The following is a 19896-nucleotide window of genomic DNA, read 5'->3' on the forward strand; positions in this document are numbered from 1 at the left end:
AGCGCGATGCGTGGCACCGCCGGGAAGCGCTCGTGCAGGATCGTCAGCTGACGATATTCGGGGCGGAAATCGTGGCCCCACTGCGACACGCAATGCGCCTCGTCGATGGCGAACAGCGCAACCGGCGTCTTCGCGAGCAGGCCGAGACAACGCTCAGTCAGCAGGCGCTCCGGTGCCACGTACAGCAGTTTCAATTTTCCCGATGCGAACTCACGCTCGACCTCGGCCTGCGTGCGCGCGTCCTGACTCGAATTCAAGAACGCCGCCGCGACCCCGAACTGGCGCAACGCCTCGACCTGATCCTGCATCAACGCAATCAGCGGCGAAATCACGACCGCCGTGCCCACACGCAGCAACGCCGGAATCTGATAGCACAACGACTTGCCACCGCCGGTCGGCATCAGCACCAAGGCATCGCCACCGGCGGCCATGTGATCAATGATCGCCTGTTGTTCGCCGCGGAAGGCGGGGTAACCGAAGACGGTGTTGAGGATTTCGAGGGGCGGACGGGTCATCCGGGCAATGGTAGCAGCGTGAATCGAGCGACGTGGTGGGCAATCCATCCACTTCCGCTTCCGCCGCACCGCGGTTTTGGCTAATGTAGCGACTCGCCAAACCACGAGTTCGCCTCATGATCCGCCTGCTGCGTCTGCTTCCTGTTCTGGCCGTCTCCGCCCTGCTCGCCAGCTGCGGGCCACCCACGCATCCGATCAACCCGCCGAATGCCTCGATCCAGCAGCTCGACGTGTTGCCGGACGGGCGCTGGAAACTGCAGATTCGCCTGGAGAATTTTTCCGACAAGACCGTGCATTACGCGACGTTGAAGGCATCGCTGCGCGTGAGTGGGCTCGCCGCGGCGGATCTCGCGTTGAATCCGGACATGGATATTCCGGGCGAGAATGCGGATATCGTGGAGACCACGCTCAACGCCGGCGCGGACGTGCAGAAGGCGTTTCTCGCCGATGCCAAGGAGTCGAGCGGTGCGCCGTACGAGCTCAAGGGCACGATCAACATCCCCGCCGCGGGCAAGGACTTCAAGTTCGAACACAAGAGCCGGCTGTCGCCCGTGCCGGGCATACCGAACCAGTATCGTTGATGCGATAAATAGACAATTACTATTATATACAAAGGGAATTCAGCATGAGCAAGTACGCCGCCCCACTCGCCGACATGCGCTTCGTGATGTTCGATCTGCTCAAGGTGGAGGCGCTTTATGCGCGCTTGCCCGGCGGCGAAGCGGCGACGCGCGACATCGTCGATGCGGTGCTCGACGAGGCGGCGAAATTCGCCGAGACCGTGCTTGCGCCGTTGAATGCGAGCGGCGACGAGGAAGGCTGCACGCTCGACAAGGCGAGCGCAAGCGTGACCACGCCGAAGGGATTCAAGCAGGCTTATGCGCAATACGTCGAGGGCGGCTGGCCGGGCCTGACCGCGCCGGAACAGTACGGCGGCCAGCATCTGCCCGAATCGATCGGCGCACCGCTCAAGGAAATGCTCGACTCGGCCAATCTGTCCTGGGGAAATTTCCCGCTGCTCTCGCACGGCGCCTCCGAGGCCCTCAAACAGCACGGCGAAGAATGGCAGCGCGAAGCGTTTCTCAAGCCCATCGTCGAAGGCCGCTGGACCGGCACGATGTGCCTGACCGAACCGCATTGCGGTTCCGATCTTGGCCTGCTGCGCACGCGCGCGGAGCCGAACGCCGATGGGTCTGCGTTCGGTACGCACAAGATCAGCGGTACCAAGATTTTCATCACCGCCGGTGAGCACGACCTGACGGAAAATATCATTCATCTGGTACTCGCGCGCCTGCCCGACGCGCCTGCGGGCGTCAAAGGCATTTCGCTGTTCATCGTGCCCAAGGTCAACGTGGACAAAACCGGCAAGTTGGGCACGCGCAACGGCGTGAGCTGCGGCGCGATCGAGCACAAGATGGGCATCAAGGCCTCGGTCACCTGCGTGATGAATTTCGACGCCGCCGAAGGCTGGCTGATCGGCCAGCCGAATCGCGGCCTGATGGCGATGTTCACCATGATGAATACCGCGCGCCTCGCCGTCGGTATCCAGGGCCTCGCTCTGATCGAGCGCGCCTACCAGAACTCGCTCGCTTACGCGCGCGAGCGGCTGCAAGGGCGCTCGCTCACAGGTGCGAAGTTTCCCGACAAGCCCGCCGATCCGCTGATCGTGCAACCGGATATTCGCCGCATGCTGCTCACACAGAAGGCGTTCGCCGAAGGCACGCGTGCCTTCAGCTATTACGCCGCGACGCTGGTCGATCGAATCGAGCGCTCGCCCGACGCCGACGAGCGCAAGCGCGCGGATGAACTGCTTTCGTTCCTGATCCCGATCGTCAAGGGCATGCTCACCGAGTTGGCAAACGAATGCACCTATCACGCGGTGCAGATTTACGGCGGCCACGGCTACATCCGCGAAAGCGGCATCGAGCAGTTTGCCCGCGATGCGCGCATCACGACGATCTACGAAGGCACGACCGGCATCCAGGCGCTCGATCTGCTCGGGCGCAAGATTCTGCAAACGCAGGGTGTCGGGCTGCAGCACTTTCTCAAGGAAATCGGCGCGTTCTGTGAGGCCAATTCGAGTGATGCAACGCTGGCCGAGTTTATCGCGCCGGTCGCGGCGGCGGTGAAGGAATGGGGCGAGCTGACCCAGGCGATCGGCAAGCGCGCGCTGGCGAATGCGGACGAAGTCGGCGCGGCAGCGGTGGATTTCCTGTTCTACTCCGGCTACATCGCGCTTGCCTATTTCTGGGCGCGCAGCGTCGCCGCGGCCGATGCGTCGGCGCAGTCCGCGCAGTTCAAGCAGGCCAAGCGCGATACCGCGCGGTTTTATTTCGCCCGCATCCTGCCGCGCACGCTGGCGCACGCCGCCGCGATCCGCGCTGGCGCAGACAGCCTGCTGGCGATGCCAGACGAACAATTTGGTTAAGCGAATACGCCGAGAAAGTGTAATTCTATAAAATGCGCTAAGATCGCACCGCCGCCATGAACGATGCCGCACCCGAATCCACCACACACATCCGTCTCGCGCATGCAGACGACGACGAGTTCATTCTCGACCTCGCCGATCGCTTCGCCGAATTCGATCTGCCAGCGTGGCGCAAGCGCAACGAGACGCTCGCAGGCATCCGCCGTGATATCGAGCATCACCTGCGCACGCTGCCGCCCGCCTCGCACCTGTTCGTGGCCGAGGACGAAGATGGCGAGCGCACCGGGTTCCTGCACCTGCAGACGCGCAAGGATTTCTTCACCGGTGCGCAGAATTGCCATATCGCCGACCTCGCCGTCGCCACCGACTACGAGCACCGCGGCGTAGCCGGCGCGCTGCTGCAATTCGCCGAGCGCTGGGCCAGGGAGCATCGCTGCCGCTATCTGACGCTGGGTGTGTTTCCGGGCAACGAACGCGCGCGCGCGCTGTATGAACATCATGGCTTCGGTGTCGAACTCCTGAGCATGGCCAAGCCGGTCAAGTGAGCGCAGGATGCGCTCATCCCGTACAGCACAAGGATGTGCGGCGATACCGGATCCATCGAAGATGCGCTCATCCCGTACAGCACAGGGATGTGCGGCGATACGGGATCCATCGAAGATGCGCTCATCCCGTACAGCACAAGAACGTGCGGCGATACGGGATCCATCGAAGATGCGCTCATCCCGTGCAGCATAGGGACGTGCGTTGACACGGGATCCATCGAGCATGGCCACGACGCCTCCGCCACAGTTGATCCAATCGATGCAGCGCGCCTCGGCACTGCTGCAGGCGGGCAATTTCGTGCTCGCGCGCGCCACGCTCGAACAGATTCTGCAGACCGCGCCGCGTTTCGTCGAGGCACACCGTCTGCTCGCCGGCGCGCTGCAGGCACTCGGCGATGTCGCCGGTGCCGAGCGCACGCTGCGCAACGCCGTCACCATCGATCCACGCTGGGCGCCCGCGCAGGCTGCGCTCGGCGAGTTGCTCGCCAACAACGGCCGCGCCGACGAAGCCGAACGTCCCTTGCGCCTCGCGCTCGCGAGCGGACGCAGCTATCCGCGCGCGGCGCTGGTACTCGCGCGCCTGCTCAACGACACGAATCGCCCGGTGGAGGCAATCGAGGTCACGGCGCCATTCGCCGCTGCCGCGCAACCCGACCTCGATCTGCTGACCCAGCGCGCGACCGCTCTGACCGCACTCGATCGGCATGACGAGGCGATCGCGCTTTACCGGCGCATCGTCGTCGCGCTGCCGAATCACGCCGGCGCGGAACTCAATCTGGCGGCTGCGCTGGACGCGGCTGGCCATCATCGCGACGCGGAATCCACCGCGCGACGCGCAATTGCAAATGGCGCGAACACGCCCGCAGCGCATCACCTGCATGCACGCACCCTGATTGCATCGAACCGCTTCGACGAAGCCGAGACCGCCTGGCGCGAAGCGCTGCGTCAGCGCCCGACATTCGCCGATGCGCAGCAGAATCTCGCGCAGCTGATCTGGATGCGCAGCGGCGATGTCGCTGCGGCCAGTGAATTTCTCGATGCAACCTTGCGCACGCATCCCGACGACGACGCGCTGCACACGATCAAGGCGAACCTGCTCGACGGCGCCGGCGACGCGCAGGCGGCGCACGCGTGGCTGGCCGAGCGCGCGCGGCGTCCCGGCGCCAGCATCGACCTGCTGCTGAGTGCCACACAGTCGGCGCTGAAATTCGATGCGCGTGTCGCCCACGAGCACGCACTGCGCGCGGTGCAGGTGGCGCCTGCGCACGCGCTTGCCAATCGAATGCTCGCCGACACGTTGCTCGGCATCGGTGCCGCGGACGAGGCGCAGCGATTGGTCGAACGGCTGCTGCGCGCCACGCCGAACGACCAACACCTGATCGCGCTGCAGACGACCGCGTGGCGACTGCTCGGCGACCCGCGCCACGCCGAGTTCTGCGATTACGCACGGATGGCGCGCGGCTGGGTCATCGAAACGCCGCCGGGCTGGAGCGATCTTGCCGGCTATCTGCGCGATCTCGCCGCCAGCCTGCATCGCCTGCACACCCTGCACAGTCATCCGCTGTACAACTCGCTGCGCGGCGGATCGCAGACCGCACAGAATCTGATGCAGTCCGAGGATCCGGCGATTCGTGCGTTCTTCACCGCGATCGACAGTCCGATCCGCCGCCACATCGAAACGATCGGGAACCACATCGATCAAAACAGTGCCGACCCGCTGCGCCAACGCAATACAGGCGGCTATCGGATCAAGGGCATCTGGTCGGTGCGTCTGCGCGCGCAGGGCTATCACACCAATCACGTACACCCGGAGGGCTGGCTGTCGTCGGCCTGCTATATCGAGTTGCCGCAGACCATGTTGGGCAATGATTCTTCGAAGAGTGGAACCACGGATGGCCGCCCTCTGACCTCTGCGATCGCGGACGAGCACCGCGCCGGCTGGCTGAAATTCGGCGAACCAGGCATCACTACCGCGCCGCCGCTCGCCGCGGAATATTTCATCCGCCCCGAGCCGGGTTTGCTGGCCCTGTTCCCCTCGTATTTCTGGCACGGCACCGTGCCGTTCGACGGCAACGACGCGCGCCTGACCATCGCGTTCGATCTGCTCCCCGCCTCAATAAAATAATTCAGTAGCGCCACGCGCGACGATAACTCCCCCCTCTCCCGCGCGGGAGAGGGCCAGGGGTGAGGGCCAGGGGTGAGGGCTGTACTGCGGGAGAGCGCAAGCGGCGGCCGTCATCGTATTCGCAAAAACAAGGTAAATTCGGCTATGCTGCCTTTCCAAACACGAAACACGATCCGTTTGGCAGCGAATCGCGCATGTCTTGAGGCCCTCGTGGGCGCAACAGGTGAGATAGCGAATGCTGATTGAAGCTGCACCCGACCAACCATCCCCGAGTCTATCGGGAATGATCGAACCCAAAACCGTCAGCGATATTCACCGTACGCGCGTACTTTCGCTGGATTCGAACGGCCGCATTCTCGACTGGATTTCCTGGCAGGACGCCGTCTGCCTCTATGTGCGTAACGCGGTTTCGTGGACGCTTGGCGAGCCGTGCCTGACCATCCATGGCGGCACCAGTCGCTACACCGGCGAACAAAGCCTGCTGCATCTGCATCCGATCGTCGCCAGCCGCGGCCACGCGCGCCTGCATGCGATCGATCCCGCGCCCGCACTCACGAACGCCGCGCTGTTCGCGCGCGACCGCCTGTTGTGCCTGTACTGCGGCGAACATTTCCATCGCAGCGAATTGACCCGCGATCACGTAGTTCCGCTGTCCAAAGGCGGCCGCGATTCCTGGGAAAACGTCGTCACCGCCTGCCTTGCCTGCAATATCGGCAAAGGCAGCCACACACCGCAGCAAGCCGGCATGCCCCTGCTCGCCGTGCCGTACCGGCCGAGCTGGGTTGAGCATCTGATCCTGTCCAACCGCAATATCCTGGCCGATCAGATGGAATTTCTGATGCACCATCTGCCGAGAAACCGGCGCCGGGCCTGACATTTCGCGGCAAAAGCGAGCGCAAAGTTCGCACTGCCTGCATAGAAGCCTTGATTTTCCACTTGCAAGCCTTCTCGGTAGCTTGCTCGCACTGACGTACTGGCCGAAAATGGTCAACCGGGCGCATGCTTGGCCCAGCACTTGATTTATTACCTGATGATCGATTCCACGCGCTACCCGCGCCTTTCCCGCATCGACGCCCCCAGCGACCTGCGCAAGTTCGACGAGGCCGATCTGGGCGAGGTTGCGCGCGAGCTGCGCGAATACCTGATCGAATCGGTCGCCGGTGCGGGCGGACACTTCGGCGCGGGACTCGGCGTGGTCGAGCTGACTGTCGCATTGCACTATCTCTACGCCACGCCGGAGGATCGCCTGGTCTGGGATGTCGGTCACCAGTGCTATCCGCACAAGATCCTCACCGGTCGTCGCGAACGCATCTCGACGATCAAGCAAAAAGACGGTCTCGCGCCGTTCCCGCGACGCGACGAGAGCGCATTCGATACTTTCGGCGTCGGTCATTCCTCGACCTCGATCTCGGCCGCGCTCGGCATGGCGATCGCGGCGCAGCGCAAGGGCGACGCGCGCAAGATCGTCGCGGTGATCGGCGACGGCGGACTCACCGGTGGTATCGCGTACGAAGCGCTGCATCATGGCGGCGACGTCGATGCGGACATGCTGGTGATCCTCAACGACAACCAGATGTCGATCAGCGAAAATGTCGGCGCGCTGCCCAAGATGCTCGCGCGCCTGATGACCAGCCGCACCCTCAACGCGATGCGCGAAAGCGCGAAGAACCGCATGAGGCGCGACGGCTTCCTCTGGCGTTTCTTCAAGCGTTGGGAAGAACACGCCAAGGGCATGTTCGTGCCAAGCACGCTGTTCGAGGAATTTGGCTTCCACTACTTCGGCCCGATCGACGGCCATGATCTGCCGCAATTGCTTCACGCGCTGAAAACTTTGAAGGAACTCAAGGGTCCGCAACTGCTGCATGTGATCACGACCAAGGGCAAGGGCTACGCGCCGGCCGAGCGCGAACAGATCGAATACCACGCGGTCGGCCCGTTCGATCCGGTCAAGGGTGTGCTCAAGAAAGCGCCGGGCAAGCAAAGCTATACCGAAGTCTTCGGCGACTGGCTTTGCGACATGGCGCGCGCCGACGAACGTCTGCTCGCGATCACGCCGGCAATGCGTGAAGGCTCCGGCCTGGTGCGCTACTCGAAGGAATTTCCGCAGCGCTATTTCGATGTCGGCATCGCCGAACAGCATGCGGTGACGCTGGCCGCGGGCATGGCCTGCGAAGGCGCCAAGCCTGTGGTTGCGATCTACTCGACGTTTCTGCAACGCGCTTACGACCAGGCGATCCATGACGTCGCCATCCAGAATCTCGATGTCACCTATGCCATCGACCGCGCCGGCGTCGTCGGCCCCGATGGCGCGACCCATGCGGGCAGTTTCGATCTGACCTATTTGCGCTGCATCCCGAATATGGTTGTCGCCGCGCCGGCGGACGAGAACGAATGCCGGGCCTTGCTCACAACTGGATTTTTACACAATGGCCCGGCCGCGATCAGATATCCGCGCGGCGCCGGTCCCGGCGCGAAAATCGAGACCGAGCTCAAACCGCTGCCGATCGGCAAGGCCGAAGTACGCCTGCGCGGTGCCAGCCTTGCCATCCTGGCCTTCGGCAGCCCGCTCACCGCGGCACTGGATGTCGGCAAGGAGCTTGGCGCCACCGTCGTCAATATGCGCTTCGTCAAACCGCTCGACGAAGTGCTGATTCTTGAGCTTGCACGTACGCACGAAGCGTTCGTCACCATCGAAGACAACGCGATTGCCGGCGGTGCCGGCAGCGCGGTCGCCGAATATCTGGCTGCGCAAAATATCCAAGTGCCGATTTTGCAACTTGGTCTGCCCGATGAATTCCTGGAACATGCCAGCCGCGAACAGCTGCTCGCCGAAGCGGCCGTAGACGCGACGGGAATTCGCCGAGCGATCCTTGAGCGGTGGCCAGAGCTGGCCGCGAAACCGCTGAGCGAACTGCGTAGCGCGATCTAGCGTCGCGCGGCGTACCAATGCCGATCAAGCCGCCGCGCTGATCGGCTTGATTGCGGCGAACTTCTCCGGCTGCTGCCGCACCTCCCACAAATCCAGCGCCTCCTGCATGCGCAGCCAGCTTTCCGGCGTGGTATTGAGGAGCTTGCCGAGCCGCGTCGCCATCTCGACCGAAAGCCCGCGCTTTTCCAGCAGCAATTCGGAAACCGACAAGCGGCTCACGCCAAGGCGCTTGGCGAACTCGATTTGACTCATCTCAAGTGCGGGCAGCACGTCCTCGCGCAGCACCGTACCCGGATGTGTGGGTTTGCGATGGGGATTACGCAGGCTTTTCATCAGTGATAGTCCTCAAGATCGATTTCGATCGCGTCTTCGCCGTCGAAGCGGAATGTCAGCCGCCAGTTGCCTGAAACCGATACCGCATAACTGCCCTTGCGTTCGCCCTTGAGTGGATGGAACTTGTATCCGGGCAAACTCATATCGTCAGGTTTGACTGCGGCATCCAGCCGGTCGAGCATGCGCTCAAGGCGGTTGGCGAATTGTGCGGGAATTCCGCGATAATCGCCTTGTGAGAAGAATCGTTGCAGACCTCGATGGCGGAATTTTCGAATCACGGTATCTGCATCGTACTACATTACAGTGTACTTGACAATATTACACCGTGCCGTATGAGCAAACGCGTCCAGTTCGATTTTGAAATCGCCTTCACCAACGGCGGCGGCGTCCAGGGGCAGGATTTCCGTCTCGATATCGACGGTGACGATATTTCCGACGCGGAGCTAGCGGATTATCTGGTGCGCGACCTGCGCCTGCTCATGGCCGGGCCGGTGCGCATCCGCAACAAGCGCATCCTTGTCGAATCGCACAAGCGCCCGTCGATCTATGCGCACGATGGCGAAAAAGTCTACGTCGACCTGAGCCACACCATCGAACACGGCCTCATTACCTACAAGGGCCTGCCTGCGCCGATCATCTGCGATTATCTGAGCCGCGAAGCTTCGCGCGCGATCTACGCGCCCGGCACCGAGTTCCAGATCGGCAGGATCGAAATGGTGTCGAACACCGGCACCTATATCGACTGTCCGTTTCACCGCTATGCGCAGGGCAAGGACCTGTCGCAGGTGCACATCGATGCGATGACCGACCTCGATGCACTCGTCGTGCGTGCACTTGAACACACGTCGCGTGCGATCGGCGTCGACATCCTTCGCAGCCGGGAAATTCGCGGTCGCGCCGTACTCGTGCACACCGGCTGGGACCGGCACTGGAACACCGAACCGTATTTCGAAGGCCATCCGTTTCTGACCGCGGAGGCCGCGCTGTATTTGCGCGACTGCGGCGTAAAGCTCGTCGGCATCGATTCGCTCAATATCGACGACACCGCTGACAAGTCGCGTCCCGTGCACACGACCCTGCTCGGCGCGGAGATCCTGATCGTCGAGCACTTGTGCAATCTCGGCGCGCTGCCCGACGACGGTTTCATGTTCAGTGCGACACCACCGAAATTCAAGGGCGTCGGCACTTTCCCAGTGCGCGCTATGGCGAAGCTGCACGCGCGCCGCTAACGCGGTCGCGGCCTTCGAGGTCGCGCGCTGTAAATATTTCCACAAATCTACTTTTTCCCAATATCTCGCGAACTGCGGCGCCTTGAGCGTAACCATGCTCGAGCAGCAGCCAGCCTTGCGGTTGCAGATGCGCTCGCGCGTCGCGCGCGATGATGCGGATCGCATCGAGGCCATCGGGGCCGGAGACGAGCGCGACTGTCGGCTCGAAACGCAGATCGCCTTGTTGCAGATGCCTGTCGGACGCGGCGATATACGGCGGATTGCTGACGATCACATCGAATTTCCGTTCGCCGAGCGCCGCACACCAGTCGCCTTGCACAAACTCGATATTGCGTATGCCCAGACGCTGCGCATTGCCGCGCGCGACGGCAAGTGCAGCCGCGCTGGCATCGGTCGCCACTACGTGCGCGAGCGGGCGCTCGCGAGCCAGCGCGAGCGCGAGCGCACCGGAGCCGGTACCGAGGTCGGCAATATCCACTTTTTCGCTTTGTGGAATCCGTTGCAGAGCCAGCTCGACCAGCAGCTCGGTTTCCGCGCGCGGGATCAACACATCCGGCGTCAGCGCAAGATCGAGCGACCAGAATTCGCGCCGGCCGGTCAGATAGGCCAGCGGCTCGCCGGCGGCTCGACGTGTGACAAGGCTGCGAAATGTCGCAAGAGCCGCCGTATCGACCTCGTCGTCGCCATGCGCATACAACCAGGCGCGATCGACACCGAGCGCATGCATCAGCAGCAGTTCGGCCTCGCGCCGCGCTTCCTCGCTGGGCAGCGCAGGCGCGGCTTCGGCGAGCAGCGCACGTGGCGTCGTTGCGCTCAACGCAGCGGGCACGACTTCAGACATGCACGTGTCCGCAATCACCACCGACGCTCGCCACTAGTGGAAAGTCACACGCCAGACCTGTTCGATCAGCGCTGCGACAAAACCCGTCAGAAAGCTCAAATAGCTCCAGCGCAGATAGCGATACTTGTATTTCGCCAGATACGTGCCGAGGCTGTAGATGTCGTCGGCCATCGCAGCGTAGATCGAACCGTCGGCCTTGAGCGTGCGCGCCATTTCCAGCAGAAACCGCTCGCGCGACAACTCGACGAAATGTCCCATGAACAGCAGATTGAACGCTGGCGGCAACTCGGTCGTGGTCAAGCGCAGCGGCCGGTATTTGGGCAATACGGCGAGGATCGCGAGCAACAAGGCAAACAGGGTGAAAACCGACAGGGTCAACACCGGCAGGCGCAAATCGTTGTCGCCCATCCTGCCCAGCGTCAACGAGAGCACGATGGACGATACGGTGATGACGATATTCGCCTTGGTATCGGCCATGGCGCTCAAGGCGACATGATGCTGTTGCGCGGTGCGCAACATCACGTCGCTGGTGTTGCGCTCCGGAATGTCGGCGAAAAGTTCCCTGTCGCGTTGCACTGATGGTTCACTCATGGCCCGATTCCCTGCAACAATCGCACGATGATAGGAACGAAGCGGCGGAATGGCAATTTGCACCCGTGGCGCGGTGCCCGCGCGCTGGCCCTGACGCTGGCGGCCCTGCTGCTCGGCGCCTGCGCGCAGATCTACTATGCCACGATCGGCAGCGCCGATAGCGCACACAATCTGGTGGTGCGCCGCGGCATTGTGTTCGATCCGAAGCACGCCATCGCCCTCGATATCTATGCGCCGCACAATGCGGCAAATGCACCGGTGGTCGTGTTCTTCTACGGCGGCAGCTGGGAGGGTGGCCGGCGGCGCTGGTATCGCTATGTCGGCGAGGCGCTGGCGAGCAATGGCGTGATCGCAGTGATCCCGGATTACCGCAAGTATCCCGACGTGCGCTTTCCCTCATTCATGCACGATGCGGCAAATGCGGCGAAGTGGACTTTTACGCATGCCGCGGAATTCGGCGGCGATGCGCGGCGCGTGTTCGTGATGGGACACTCCGCCGGCGGGCATATCGCTGCGCTGCTCGCCTGCGACAAACGCTATCTCGCCGCGGTCGGCATGCAGCCGCGCGATCTCGCCGGCATGATCGGACTGGCCGGCGCGTACGCGTTCCTGCCCTACGTGGAAGACGAAGCCGCCATTTTCGGCGACGACCCGAAGGGCCGTTACGATTCGCAACCGATCAATTTCGTCGACGGCGACGAACCGCCGATGCTGTTGCTGCAGGGCCGCAACGACCGCGAAGTCACGCCGAACAATGCCGAGGCGATGGCCGAACGCGCACAGGCGATGGATGGCACGGCCGTGCTGAAGCTCTATGCTGGCGTCGATCACAACCAGCTGCTGGTTGCGCTCGCGCACCGGCACGGCACAACCGCGCCGACGCTGCGCGATACGCTCGACTTCATCGCGCATCCGCCAACGGTGACGCCGGCAACAGTCAACACCATCCCCACCCAACCCTCCCCTTGAAGGAGAGGGTTTGTGCGGCGTCCGAGCGGCGCCGCTTGGGAATGCTATGGAGCACCCCCATCTATAGTCAGACGCTATCGAAAGTATCCTATCAATCGATTGGATAGATCGACTATCAAGCGCTAAGGTGGGTGTTCGCTACCCCACCGCCCTCAAGGAAATCTCCATGTCCCTGATCAATACCCATATCAAACCGTTCAAGGCAACGGCCTACCACGACAACGAATTCATCGAAGTCACCGAAGCCAGCCTCATGGGCAAATGGTCGGTGATTGTCTTTTATCCTGCCGACTTCACCTTTGTCTGCCCGACCGAGCTCGAGGATCTGGCCGACCAACACGCCGAATTCCAGAAACTCGGCGTCGATATCTACGGCGTGTCGACCGACACCCACTTCGCGCACAAGGCCTGGCACGACACCTCCGACGCAATCGGGAAAGTGCAGTACCCGCTGGTCGGTGACCCGACGCATGCGCTTGCGCGCAATTTCGAGGTATTGATCGAGGAAGCGGGCCTGGCTCTGCGCGGCACCTTCGTCATAAATCCCGAAGGCGAGATCAAGCTGTGCGAGATTCACGACAACGGCATCGGCCGCGACGCGAGCGAGTTGCTGCGCAAGGTCAAGGCCGCGCAGTATGTGGCATCGCATCCGGGTGAAGTGTGTCCGGCGAAGTGGACCGAAGGCGACGCGACGCTGAAGCCCTCACTGGATCTGGTCGGCAAGATTTAACCGGCTCTCCTCGCCGCGCGGGAAGGAAGGTCAAATCGGCTTCAGGAACAGGCCGATGGTCAGCGCGAAGCCAATGCACACAATGGCGACGCGCAAGGCTTTTTCGTTGACCCTTTGCAGCGCCCAGGTGCCGAGCAGGCCACCGACGATCGCACCTGCACCCAGTACGCAGGCCTGATACCAGTGTACTTGTGGAGAAGTCAAAAACAGCGCAACGGCCGAAGCGTTCATGACGCCGGCAAGGACGTTCTTTGTGGCCCCGGCATTGCGCGTGGGCAGACCGGCCATGGTCAAGGCGGCCATCATCAGGATGCCGATACCGCCGCCGAAATAGCCGCCGTAAATTGCAATCAGAAATTGTGCCGCTGCCGCGCTGCGCGGTCCGATATGACCGGCATTCTCGCCGGGCTTGCGCAAGAAGCTGCCCCAGGCGAAGACGACCGTGGCGAAGAGCACCAGCCACGGCACCAGACGGGCGAAAACACTCGATGGCGTGTTGAGCAGCAGCAATCCGCCCAATGCGCCGCCGAAAATGCTGATCGCGAACAATGCCCGGAACGGCAACTTGCCGACCCCCGAAACGAGGCTGCGCCCGGAAAGACCGGCCGTCACCTGGCCCGGAAACAGCGCGACGGTCGACGTGATATTCGCCGCCAGGGGCGACATGCCGGACACGATCAGAGCCGGCAAGGTTATGAACGAGCCGCCGCCAGCCAGGGAATTTTGCAGACCGGCCCAGAGACCAGCGATCAGAATCAAGGCAAAAAGCATGCAGAAGTCCAGGGAGAGTGCCGAATCAGGCGTGTGGTTTTCTTGAACGGTACGGAGCCGGCGCGCCGGTAGCATACCTTTACGCTTCCGCCTCTGGAAAATGCACGCGCATGCCCAGTCACCGCACCAGATCATGCAGTGATTTTCAGGATTGATTGAATCTGCATATCCGATAGATAATGCAGATCACACGAGAATCGGAAATCGTCGCCATGAACCTGCGCGATCTGCGTTACTTCGTCGCTCTCGCCGAGCACAAGCACTTCGGCCGCGCGGCACAGGCGAGTTTCGTCAGCCAGCCGACGCTGTCGACGCAGATCAGGAAACTCGAAGACGAACTCGGCGTCGCCCTGGTCGAACGTACGCCGCGCAAGGTGTTGCTCACCGAGGTAGGCAAGGAAATCGTGCAGCGCGCGCGCGATGTGCTGACCGAGGTCGATCAGATCAGGGCGATCGCGCGACGCACGATCGATCCCGAATCGGGCACCCTGCGCCTCGGCATTTTTCCGACGCTCGGACCGTATCTGCTGCCGCATGTGGTGCCGCAGATCCGCGCGCGCTTCCCGCGTCTGGAACTGCTCTTGGTCGAGGAAAAAACCGAAACTCTGCTGCGCCAGTTACGCGAAGGCCGCCTCGACGCCACGGTGCTCGCGCTGCCGATCCACGACGATCAACTGCACGCGGAATTCCTGTTCGAAGAACCCTTTCTGCTCGCAGTACCTGAGCAACACGCACTCGCGCGACGCAAGACTCTCAAGCTCGCCGACCTGTCCGACCAAAGTCTGCTGCTGCTCGAAGACGGCCACTGCCTGCGCGATCAGGCACTCGAAGTCTGCGCACTGTCGGGCGCGAGCGAGAAGTCCGGTTTCCGCGCGACCAGTCTGGAAACACTGCGCCAGATGGTCGCGGCGAATGTCGGCGTGACGCTGCTGCCGACGCTCTCGGTGAAACCGCCGGTGGCGCGCTCGGAGAATATCCACCTGATGCAATTCCGTGGCGACGTGCCGAGCCGGCGCATCGCGATGCTCTGGCGCAAGAGTTCGGCGCTTTCGCCATTCCTGAAGAAATTCTGTGGGATATTTCGCGAATTGCCGCGCGCGCTGCTCGATCCGCATGCCTCAACCGGCACGGCACACGTTTCGCGGCGTACCGCCACACACTAGGCCGATGACACGCAACCTTCGCCACATCCGCCTCGCGGCGATCAGGGCGCCACGATAGCTATCAGCGCCAAGCGTCCGTCGGTATGAAAAGGGTCCCCGCCGCCGTTGCGGCCGTTGCGGTCCGGCTGAAAATTGTCGATCCAGCTGATGGACACACCGCCCACGCCCTGAATGTCGCCAACGAGCTTGTCGCGTTCGCTGTCGACGTCCGCGGCGATGTGGTGAGTAATGCGCCTGTTCACATGACTCAGGCCGATGCGTGTGTCATACGTTGCCGCACCCGCCCACAGGGGCTGGCCTTGCTCGTCGAGCGTTTCCATGCGCCAAAAGCGAACATGGTGGCGCCTGGAAGGATTGTTTGCGGCAGGTTGCTCAAAGGCCAGATCCTGCTTCTTCCCTTGTACAAACAGATTGCTCACCGGCGCGTCCGCGTAAGGTCTGCGCGCGATGCTGTCGACCGTAATCCGCAGCGAGCTTTTGAACGTGATCGGGTCCGCCGGAAACCAGCGCGCGTGCGCCATCAGGCGCAACAGCTCGTCTTCGCTGCCCACGAAGGCGATATTCAATGGATCGCCAAGGACACCCGCCGATGTGAATGAGCGCGCGCCCGCAGAAGCCAGAGCCGGATGCTGCCGGGCAAAATCTCCTGCCTGCGGTGTTGCTGCGTGCGCGACAGCCGAGCACACGACAAGCGTAGCGACTGCAAACAACATCAACGAGTAACCAATGGCTGTGCGACGTTTCATTGGACTATCTCTTCGGATGCGCCTATTTTCGCACTAGCGTGGGTATTGCCGCAGACGCGCCCCCCGATAGACAAGCCCTATCGGATTCATCGCAACAATCAATTTCATCCTGACACACGACTGCGTTAGGCTGGTGGCCTCCGCAGCGATCGCTGCGGTCGCTACGTCTTCCACAGCACGAGGTGTGTCATGAGCAATCTGAAAGGTTCCAAGACCGAAGACAGTCTGAAAGCCGCATTCGCCGGCGAGTCGCAAGCCAATCGCCGTTACCTGTATTTCGCCCAGAAAGCCGACGTCGAAGGCTACAACGATGTGGCTGCGGTGTTCCGTTCCACCGCCGAAGGCGAGACCGGCCACGCGCACGGGCATCTGGAATATCTCGAAGCAGTCGGCGATCCAGCCACCGGCCTGCCGTTCGGCGAAACCAAGAGCAATCTGAAGTCGGCGATCGCCGGCGAGACGCACGAGTACACCGACATGTATCCGGGTATGGCCAAGACCGCGCGCGACGAAGGCTTCGGCGAAATCGCCGACTGGTTCGAGACGCTGGCCAAGGCCGAGCGTTCGCACGCGAACCGCTTCACCAAGGCGCTGGGCGAGTTGGTCTGAGGATTTCCCTTCTCCCGCTTGCGGGAGAAGGTGCCGAAGGCGGATGAGGGAGACTTCCGTTCGTTGCCTCGGCGCAGATTTCCCCTCACCCTAACCCTCTCCCGCAAGCGGGAGAGGGGATGTTCACTTTGTACAGGGCGCCAATGGCCGAAGACCGCATCACCCCGCGCGAAGGCAATCTCGAAGCGCCGACGCGGCATCCACTGGACTGGAAGAATCCCCAGTTCTACGATCAGGCCGCGATCGACGCGGAACTCGAACGCGTCTTCCATATCTGCCACGGTTGCCGCCGCTGCGTGAGCCTGTGTCAGGCGTTTCCGACGCTGTTCGATCTGGTCGACGAATCGAAGACCATGGAAGTCGATGGCGTCGCCAAAGCGGACTACGCCAAGGTCGTCGACCAGTGTTACCTGTGCGACCTGTGCTACCAGACCAAGTGCCCGTACGTGCCGCCGCATGAGTGGAACGTCGACTTCCCGCACCTCATGCTGCGCGCGAAAGCTGCGGCTCACGAGCGTGGCGAAACAAAACTCGCGGCGAAGATTCTTTCCTCGACGACGGCGGTTGGCAGGTTGTCGACGATTCCGATCGTGGTCGACGCGGTCAATGCGCTCAATCGCAGTCCAAGCGCGCGCAAGCTGCTGGAAAAATCACTCGGCGTGCATCGCGATGCACGCGTGCCCGCCTACGTATCGCCGACCGCACGCCAGCGTCTGAAGGCACTCGACGGCGCCGGCACCGCGCAAGCGGCCGGACGCACGCGCGGCAAGGTCGCCCTGTTCGCAACCTGCTACTGCAACTACTCGACACCGCAACCGGTCGAGGATCTCGCCGCGGTGCTGCGCCATAACGGCATCGCGGTGAAATTGATCGAGCGCGAGGTCTGCTGCGGCATGCCAAAGCTCGAACTCGGCGACCTGAAAAATGTGGAAAAGTATAAATCGACCAATATCCCGGTACTCGCCGCCGCGATCCGCGACGGCTGGGATATCAGCGCGACGATTCCATCCTGCGTGCTGATGTTCAAGCAGGAGCTGCCGCTGATGTTTCCCGACGACCCGGACGTGCTGCTGGTCAAGCGCCATATCTTCGACCCGTTCGAATACCTCTGGCAGCGCCATCAGGCCGGTCTGCTCGACACCGCGTTCAAGAACCCGCTCGGGAAGATCGCCTACCACGCGCCCTGTCATCAGCGCGTGCAGAACATCGGGCCGAAAACGCGCGAAGTGCTGAGCCTGATTCCGGGTACGGAAATCCAGGCGATCGAGCGCTGCTCCGGTCACGACGGCACCTACGGGGTCAAGGTCAAGACCTACGCGCTCGCGCGCAAGATCGCCAAGCCGGTGGAGGCGCGCGTGCAGCAGATCGCCCCCGCGCACTTCGCCAGCGACTGCCCGATGGCCGGCAGCCATATCGCGCACGGGCTGGGCGACCATCCACCCGCGGAGAGTCCGATCGGCCTGTTGCGGTTGGCTTATGGAATCTGAAGGCTGCTGCAATTCTCCTTCCCCTTCAAGGGGAAGGCCGGGATGGGGATGCTGTGTGCGATAGCATCCAGTAATTCTGGCGATACGCTAAAACCATCCCCACCCAACCCTCCCCTTGAAGGGGAGGGCTTTTGTGACAAAAACACCGGCAGGACAATGCAAAAACTTGCACAAAGCGATTTGTATACCCTGGAAGCCTACGCACGCGAGCGCATCGCGTTCCGCGCGCGCGTGCTCGCGCATAAGCAACCGCGCATCGTACATGTGGGCATGCATCTCACCCTCGTGTTCGAGGATCGCCTGACGATCCAGTATCAAATCCAGGAAATACTGCGCGTCGAACGCGTCTTCGAGCCCGGCGGCATTGCCGAGGAGCTCGAAGCCTACAATCCGCTGATCCCCGACGGCAGCAATCTCAAGGCGACGATGCTGATCGAATATCCCGATGCCGACGAGCGCGCCCGCCGGCTGATCGAGCTGCACGATATCGAGAACCGCGTGGCGCTGCAGATCGGCGGCTGCGCGCCGGTGGTCGCGATCGCGGACGAAGACCTCGATCGCAGCACCGACACGAAAACCTCGGCCGTGCACTTTCTGCGCTTCGAACTCGACGCGGCGCAGATCGCGGCGTTCAAGGGCGATGCGGAAATCGCCGTTGCGATCGAGCATCCCGCCTATTGCGAACGCGTGCTGGTCGATGCCGCTGGACGCGCCGCGCTCGCGCGCGATTTCGATTGAGCCTGCTGTCGCGCTGGCTGTGGCTGCTGGCCGCTCTGCTGGTTCTGGGCTGGTGGCTGCATGCGCCCAGTCCGCGCGCACGCGACCCCGGCGTCCTCGTCGCCGATGCGCCGTTGCAGCAACCGCTCGACCTGACGCCACCTGCGTTGGAAAAGCCCGGCGTCGCGATCAAACCGCTCGCCACATTCTCCCTGTCCGCGCGCGTGCTCGGGCGCGCGGACTATCGCTGGGACTTCGGCGCGGCGCTGATCCCGGTCGATCTCGCCCTGGGTTGGGGGCGCATGTCCGACACTGCAGTGCTCGACCAAATGGATATTTCACAAGGCTCGCGCTTCTACCATTGGCAGGTGAAGCAATTTCCGATTCCCGAACGCGAGATCATCGAGTCGAGCGCGAACATGCACCTGATTCCGGCGACAGATGCGGTCGAACGCGAGATCAAGCGCACCAGCGTTGGCGATGTGGTGACCTTCAACGGCTATCTGGTGGAAGCGGACTGGCCCGATGGCACCAAGTGGGTCAGTTCCATGACGCGCAGCGACTCCGGCGCGGGCGCTTGCGAACTGGTCTGGGTCGAGCATTTCGACATTGCGCCGCATTGAACCGAGCTAAACTGCCGCTCCGCCATTCGCGCAATCGACCATGATCCTGCCCCGTTACCACGTCGCGCCATCGTCGATTCCCGGCGCCGGCAAAGGCCTGTTTCTCGACGAGAGCGTCGCGCCGGGCCGCCTGATCACCGCGCCCGACGATATCCGCGAAGTATACAAATGGAGCGAAGTCGAAGCGCTGCCGAACGCACACGCAATGTTCGCCGCGACGGTGCGCTGGTTCGAGGACCGCTACACGGTCACGCCGGATTGGCCGGACGAGTGCTACATCAATCATTCGTTCGCCCCGAGTGGCCTGTGGCATCTGGGTTTCGTGTTCGCGCTGCGCGAGCTGCCGGCGGGCAGCGAAATCACGGTGGATTACCGCCATCTGCTCGCGCCGGGCCAGCAGGAGGATTTTCGCGATGCGCTGAGTGGTGAAGTCATCGTCGGCTACACCTGGGCGGAAAGTCTGTCGACTTCCACGGCGCAATTGCAGAACCTGCTCGCGACCGATGCATTCTCCCGGCACAGTGAAGGCGGCTGCGGCTGATGCG

22 protein-coding genes are annotated in these 19896 nt (G+C 62.5%); 15 read left to right on the forward strand and 7 right to left on the reverse strand.

All coding sequences use genetic code 11. From position 1 onward, the window contains the following. Positions 1-515 (reverse strand): DEAD/DEAH box helicase (locus VIE67_RS10260; protein WP_332025862.1); only part of this gene is annotated, 515 nt, incomplete at its 3' end. 116 nt (positions 516-631) lie between these two features. On the opposite strand from VIE67_RS10260, the gene VIE67_RS10265 reads away from it, so the two are divergent. From VIE67_RS10265 to dxs, 6 genes are all read left to right on the forward strand, one after another. After that, positions 632-1096 (forward strand): hypothetical protein, encoded by a 465-nt coding sequence (locus tag VIE67_RS10265; protein WP_332025864.1) that lies wholly within the window; start codon positions 632-634, stop codon positions 1094-1096. 44 nt (positions 1097-1140) lie between these two features. Further along, a complete protein-coding gene (locus tag VIE67_RS10270) occupies positions 1141-2943 on the forward strand; it encodes an acyl-CoA dehydrogenase C-terminal domain-containing protein (RefSeq protein ID WP_332025865.1) in 1803 nt (600 codons plus the stop codon). A 56-nt stretch (positions 2944-2999) separates the two neighbouring features. After that, the gene (locus VIE67_RS10275; RefSeq protein WP_332025867.1) at positions 3000-3488 is read left to right on the forward strand and encodes a GNAT family N-acetyltransferase; all 489 of its coding nucleotides are present in this window, start codon (positions 3000-3002) and stop codon (positions 3486-3488) included. Positions 3489-3711: 223 nt separating this feature from the next. Further along, the gene (locus VIE67_RS10280; RefSeq protein ID WP_332025869.1) at positions 3712-5613 is read left to right on the forward strand and encodes a tetratricopeptide repeat protein; all 1902 of its coding nucleotides are present in this window, start codon (positions 3712-3714) and stop codon (positions 5611-5613) included. Positions 5614-5896: 283 nt separating this feature from the next. Further along, complete coding sequence (locus VIE67_RS10285; protein ID WP_332025871.1) at positions 5897-6487, forward strand: HNH endonuclease; 591 nt, start codon at positions 5897-5899, stop codon at positions 6485-6487. A gap of 153 nt (positions 6488-6640) precedes the next feature. Beyond that, entirely contained in the window at positions 6641-8542 is a 1902-nt protein-coding gene (dxs, locus tag VIE67_RS10290; protein ID WP_332025899.1) for a 1-deoxy-D-xylulose-5-phosphate synthase, read from the forward strand. A gap of 24 nt (positions 8543-8566) precedes the next feature. Here the strand turns inward: dxs and VIE67_RS10295 are convergent, their stop codons facing one another. Next, on the reverse strand, positions 8567-8875 hold the full coding sequence (locus VIE67_RS10295; protein WP_332025873.1) for a HigA family addiction module antitoxin: 309 nt from the start codon (positions 8873-8875) through the stop codon (positions 8567-8569). Beyond that, positions 8875-9153, reverse strand: coding sequence for a type II toxin-antitoxin system RelE/ParE family toxin (locus VIE67_RS10300; RefSeq protein WP_332025875.1), 279 nt, complete (start codon positions 9151-9153; stop codon positions 8875-8877). The genes VIE67_RS10295 and VIE67_RS10300 overlap by 1 nt, the downstream gene beginning before the upstream one ends. A gap of 54 nt (positions 9154-9207) precedes the next feature. Between VIE67_RS10300 and VIE67_RS10305 the strand changes: the two genes are divergently transcribed. Continuing rightward, positions 9208-10104, forward strand: a complete 897-nt coding sequence (locus VIE67_RS10305; RefSeq protein ID WP_332025877.1) for a cyclase family protein — start codon at positions 9208-9210, stop codon at positions 10102-10104. Here the strand turns inward: VIE67_RS10305 and prmC are convergent. Next, entirely contained in the window at positions 10076-10945 is an 870-nt protein-coding gene (gene prmC, locus VIE67_RS10310) for a peptide chain release factor N(5)-glutamine methyltransferase (RefSeq protein ID WP_332025879.1), read from the reverse strand. The two genes, VIE67_RS10305 and prmC, sit on opposite strands and share 29 nt — an antisense overlap. 33 nt (positions 10946-10978) lie before the next feature. Next, complete coding sequence (locus tag VIE67_RS10315; RefSeq protein WP_332025881.1) at positions 10979-11536, reverse strand: Pycsar system effector family protein; 558 nt, start codon at positions 11534-11536, stop codon at positions 10979-10981. A gap of 57 nt (positions 11537-11593) precedes the next feature. On the opposite strand from VIE67_RS10315, the gene VIE67_RS10320 reads away from it, so the two are divergent. Together VIE67_RS10320 and ahpC are read left to right on the forward strand one after the other, a co-directional pair. Then, the gene (locus VIE67_RS10320) at positions 11594-12505 is read left to right on the forward strand and encodes an alpha/beta hydrolase (protein WP_332025883.1); all 912 of its coding nucleotides are present in this window, start codon (positions 11594-11596) and stop codon (positions 12503-12505) included. A 166-nt stretch (positions 12506-12671) separates the two neighbouring features. After that, complete coding sequence (gene ahpC, locus VIE67_RS10325; RefSeq protein WP_332025885.1) at positions 12672-13235, forward strand: alkyl hydroperoxide reductase subunit C; 564 nt, start codon at positions 12672-12674, stop codon at positions 13233-13235. Positions 13236-13265: 30 nt separating this feature from the next. On the opposite strand, the gene VIE67_RS10330 is transcribed toward ahpC, so the two are convergent. After that, on the reverse strand, positions 13266-14141 hold the full coding sequence (locus tag VIE67_RS10330; protein ID WP_332025887.1) for a sulfite exporter TauE/SafE family protein: 876 nt from the start codon (positions 14139-14141) through the stop codon (positions 13266-13268). A gap of 77 nt (positions 14142-14218) precedes the next feature. Between VIE67_RS10330 and oxyR the strand changes: the two genes are divergently transcribed. Continuing rightward, positions 14219-15169 carry a DNA-binding transcriptional regulator OxyR gene (gene oxyR, locus VIE67_RS10335; RefSeq protein ID WP_332025901.1) on the forward strand — a complete coding sequence of 317 codons (951 nt, stop codon included), beginning with the start codon at positions 14219-14221 and terminating at the stop codon, positions 15167-15169. A gap of 41 nt (positions 15170-15210) precedes the next feature. On the opposite strand, the gene VIE67_RS10340 is transcribed toward oxyR, so the two are convergent. Beyond that, positions 15211-15915 (reverse strand): LssY C-terminal domain-containing protein, encoded by a 705-nt coding sequence (locus tag VIE67_RS10340; RefSeq protein ID WP_332025888.1) that lies wholly within the window; start codon positions 15913-15915, stop codon positions 15211-15213. A 189-nt stretch (positions 15916-16104) separates the two neighbouring features. Between VIE67_RS10340 and VIE67_RS10345 the strand changes: the two genes are divergently transcribed. The 5 genes from VIE67_RS10345 (at position 16105) to VIE67_RS10365 (ending at position 19892) form a co-directional block, all read left to right on the forward strand. Beyond that, entirely contained in the window at positions 16105-16524 is a 420-nt protein-coding gene (locus VIE67_RS10345) for a rubrerythrin family protein (RefSeq protein WP_332025890.1), read from the forward strand. A gap of 143 nt (positions 16525-16667) precedes the next feature. Next, complete coding sequence (locus VIE67_RS10350; RefSeq protein WP_332025892.1) at positions 16668-18011, forward strand: heterodisulfide reductase-related iron-sulfur binding cluster; 1344 nt, start codon at positions 16668-16670, stop codon at positions 18009-18011. Between the two features lie 156 nt (positions 18012-18167). Then, positions 18168-18749 carry a DUF3501 family protein gene (locus tag VIE67_RS10355; protein ID WP_332025893.1) on the forward strand — a complete coding sequence of 194 codons (582 nt, stop codon included), beginning with the start codon at positions 18168-18170 and terminating at the stop codon, positions 18747-18749. Further along, positions 18746-19351, forward strand: coding sequence for a hypothetical protein (locus tag VIE67_RS10360; protein WP_332025895.1), 606 nt, complete (start codon positions 18746-18748; stop codon positions 19349-19351). The genes VIE67_RS10355 and VIE67_RS10360 overlap by 4 nt, the downstream gene beginning before the upstream one ends. A gap of 40 nt (positions 19352-19391) precedes the next feature. Beyond that, a complete protein-coding gene (locus VIE67_RS10365) occupies positions 19392-19892 on the forward strand; it encodes an SET domain-containing protein-lysine N-methyltransferase (protein ID WP_332025897.1) in 501 nt (166 codons plus the stop codon). Positions 19893-19896: the final 4 nt, after the last annotated feature.

This window comes from Rudaea sp. (assembly GCF_036560865.1).
Taxonomy (GTDB): Bacteria; Pseudomonadota; Gammaproteobacteria; order Xanthomonadales; family Rhodanobacteraceae; genus Rudaea.

What these genes read in the sequence shown, in the direction of transcription:
- VIE67_RS10350 (WP_332025892.1), top strand. Translation starts at nt 16,668, where the DNA reads ATGGCCGAAGACCGCATCACCCCGCGCGAAGGCAATCTCGAAGCGCCG.
- VIE67_RS10275 (WP_332025867.1), top strand. Translation starts at nt 3,000, where the DNA reads ATGAACGATGCCGCACCCGAATCCACCACACACATCCGTCTCGCGCAT.
- VIE67_RS10285 (WP_332025871.1), top strand. Translation starts at nt 5,897, where the DNA reads ATGATCGAACCCAAAACCGTCAGCGATATTCACCGTACGCGCGTACTT.
- VIE67_RS10295 (WP_332025873.1), bottom strand. Translation starts at nt 8,875, where the DNA reads ATGAAAAGCCTGCGTAATCCCCATCGCAAACCCACACATCCGGGTACG.
- VIE67_RS10345 (WP_332025890.1), top strand. Translation starts at nt 16,105, where the DNA reads ATGAGCAATCTGAAAGGTTCCAAGACCGAAGACAGTCTGAAAGCCGCA.
- VIE67_RS10270 (WP_332025865.1), top strand. Translation starts at nt 1,141, where the DNA reads ATGAGCAAGTACGCCGCCCCACTCGCCGACATGCGCTTCGTGATGTTC.
- VIE67_RS10330 (WP_332025887.1), bottom strand. Translation starts at nt 14,141, where the DNA reads ATGATCTGGTGCGGTGACTGGGCATGCGCGTGCATTTTCCAGAGGCGG.
- VIE67_RS10305 (WP_332025877.1), top strand. Translation starts at nt 9,208, where the DNA reads ATGAGCAAACGCGTCCAGTTCGATTTTGAAATCGCCTTCACCAACGGC.
- VIE67_RS10265 (WP_332025864.1), top strand. Translation starts at nt 632, where the DNA reads ATGATCCGCCTGCTGCGTCTGCTTCCTGTTCTGGCCGTCTCCGCCCTG.
- VIE67_RS10315 (WP_332025881.1), bottom strand. Translation starts at nt 11,536, where the DNA reads ATGAGTGAACCATCAGTGCAACGCGACAGGGAACTTTTCGCCGACATT.
- ahpC (WP_332025885.1), top strand. Translation starts at nt 12,672, where the DNA reads ATGTCCCTGATCAATACCCATATCAAACCGTTCAAGGCAACGGCCTAC.
- VIE67_RS10280 (WP_332025869.1), top strand. Translation starts at nt 3,712, where the DNA reads ATGGCCACGACGCCTCCGCCACAGTTGATCCAATCGATGCAGCGCGCC.
- prmC (WP_332025879.1), bottom strand. Translation starts at nt 10,945, where the DNA reads ATGTCTGAAGTCGTGCCCGCTGCGTTGAGCGCAACGACGCCACGTGCG.
- oxyR (WP_332025901.1), top strand. Translation starts at nt 14,219, where the DNA reads ATGAACCTGCGCGATCTGCGTTACTTCGTCGCTCTCGCCGAGCACAAG.
- VIE67_RS10340 (WP_332025888.1), bottom strand. Translation starts at nt 15,915, where the DNA reads ATGAAACGTCGCACAGCCATTGGTTACTCGTTGATGTTGTTTGCAGTC.
- VIE67_RS10365 (WP_332025897.1), top strand. Translation starts at nt 19,392, where the DNA reads ATGATCCTGCCCCGTTACCACGTCGCGCCATCGTCGATTCCCGGCGCC.
- VIE67_RS10355 (WP_332025893.1), top strand. Translation starts at nt 18,168, where the DNA reads ATGCAAAAACTTGCACAAAGCGATTTGTATACCCTGGAAGCCTACGCA.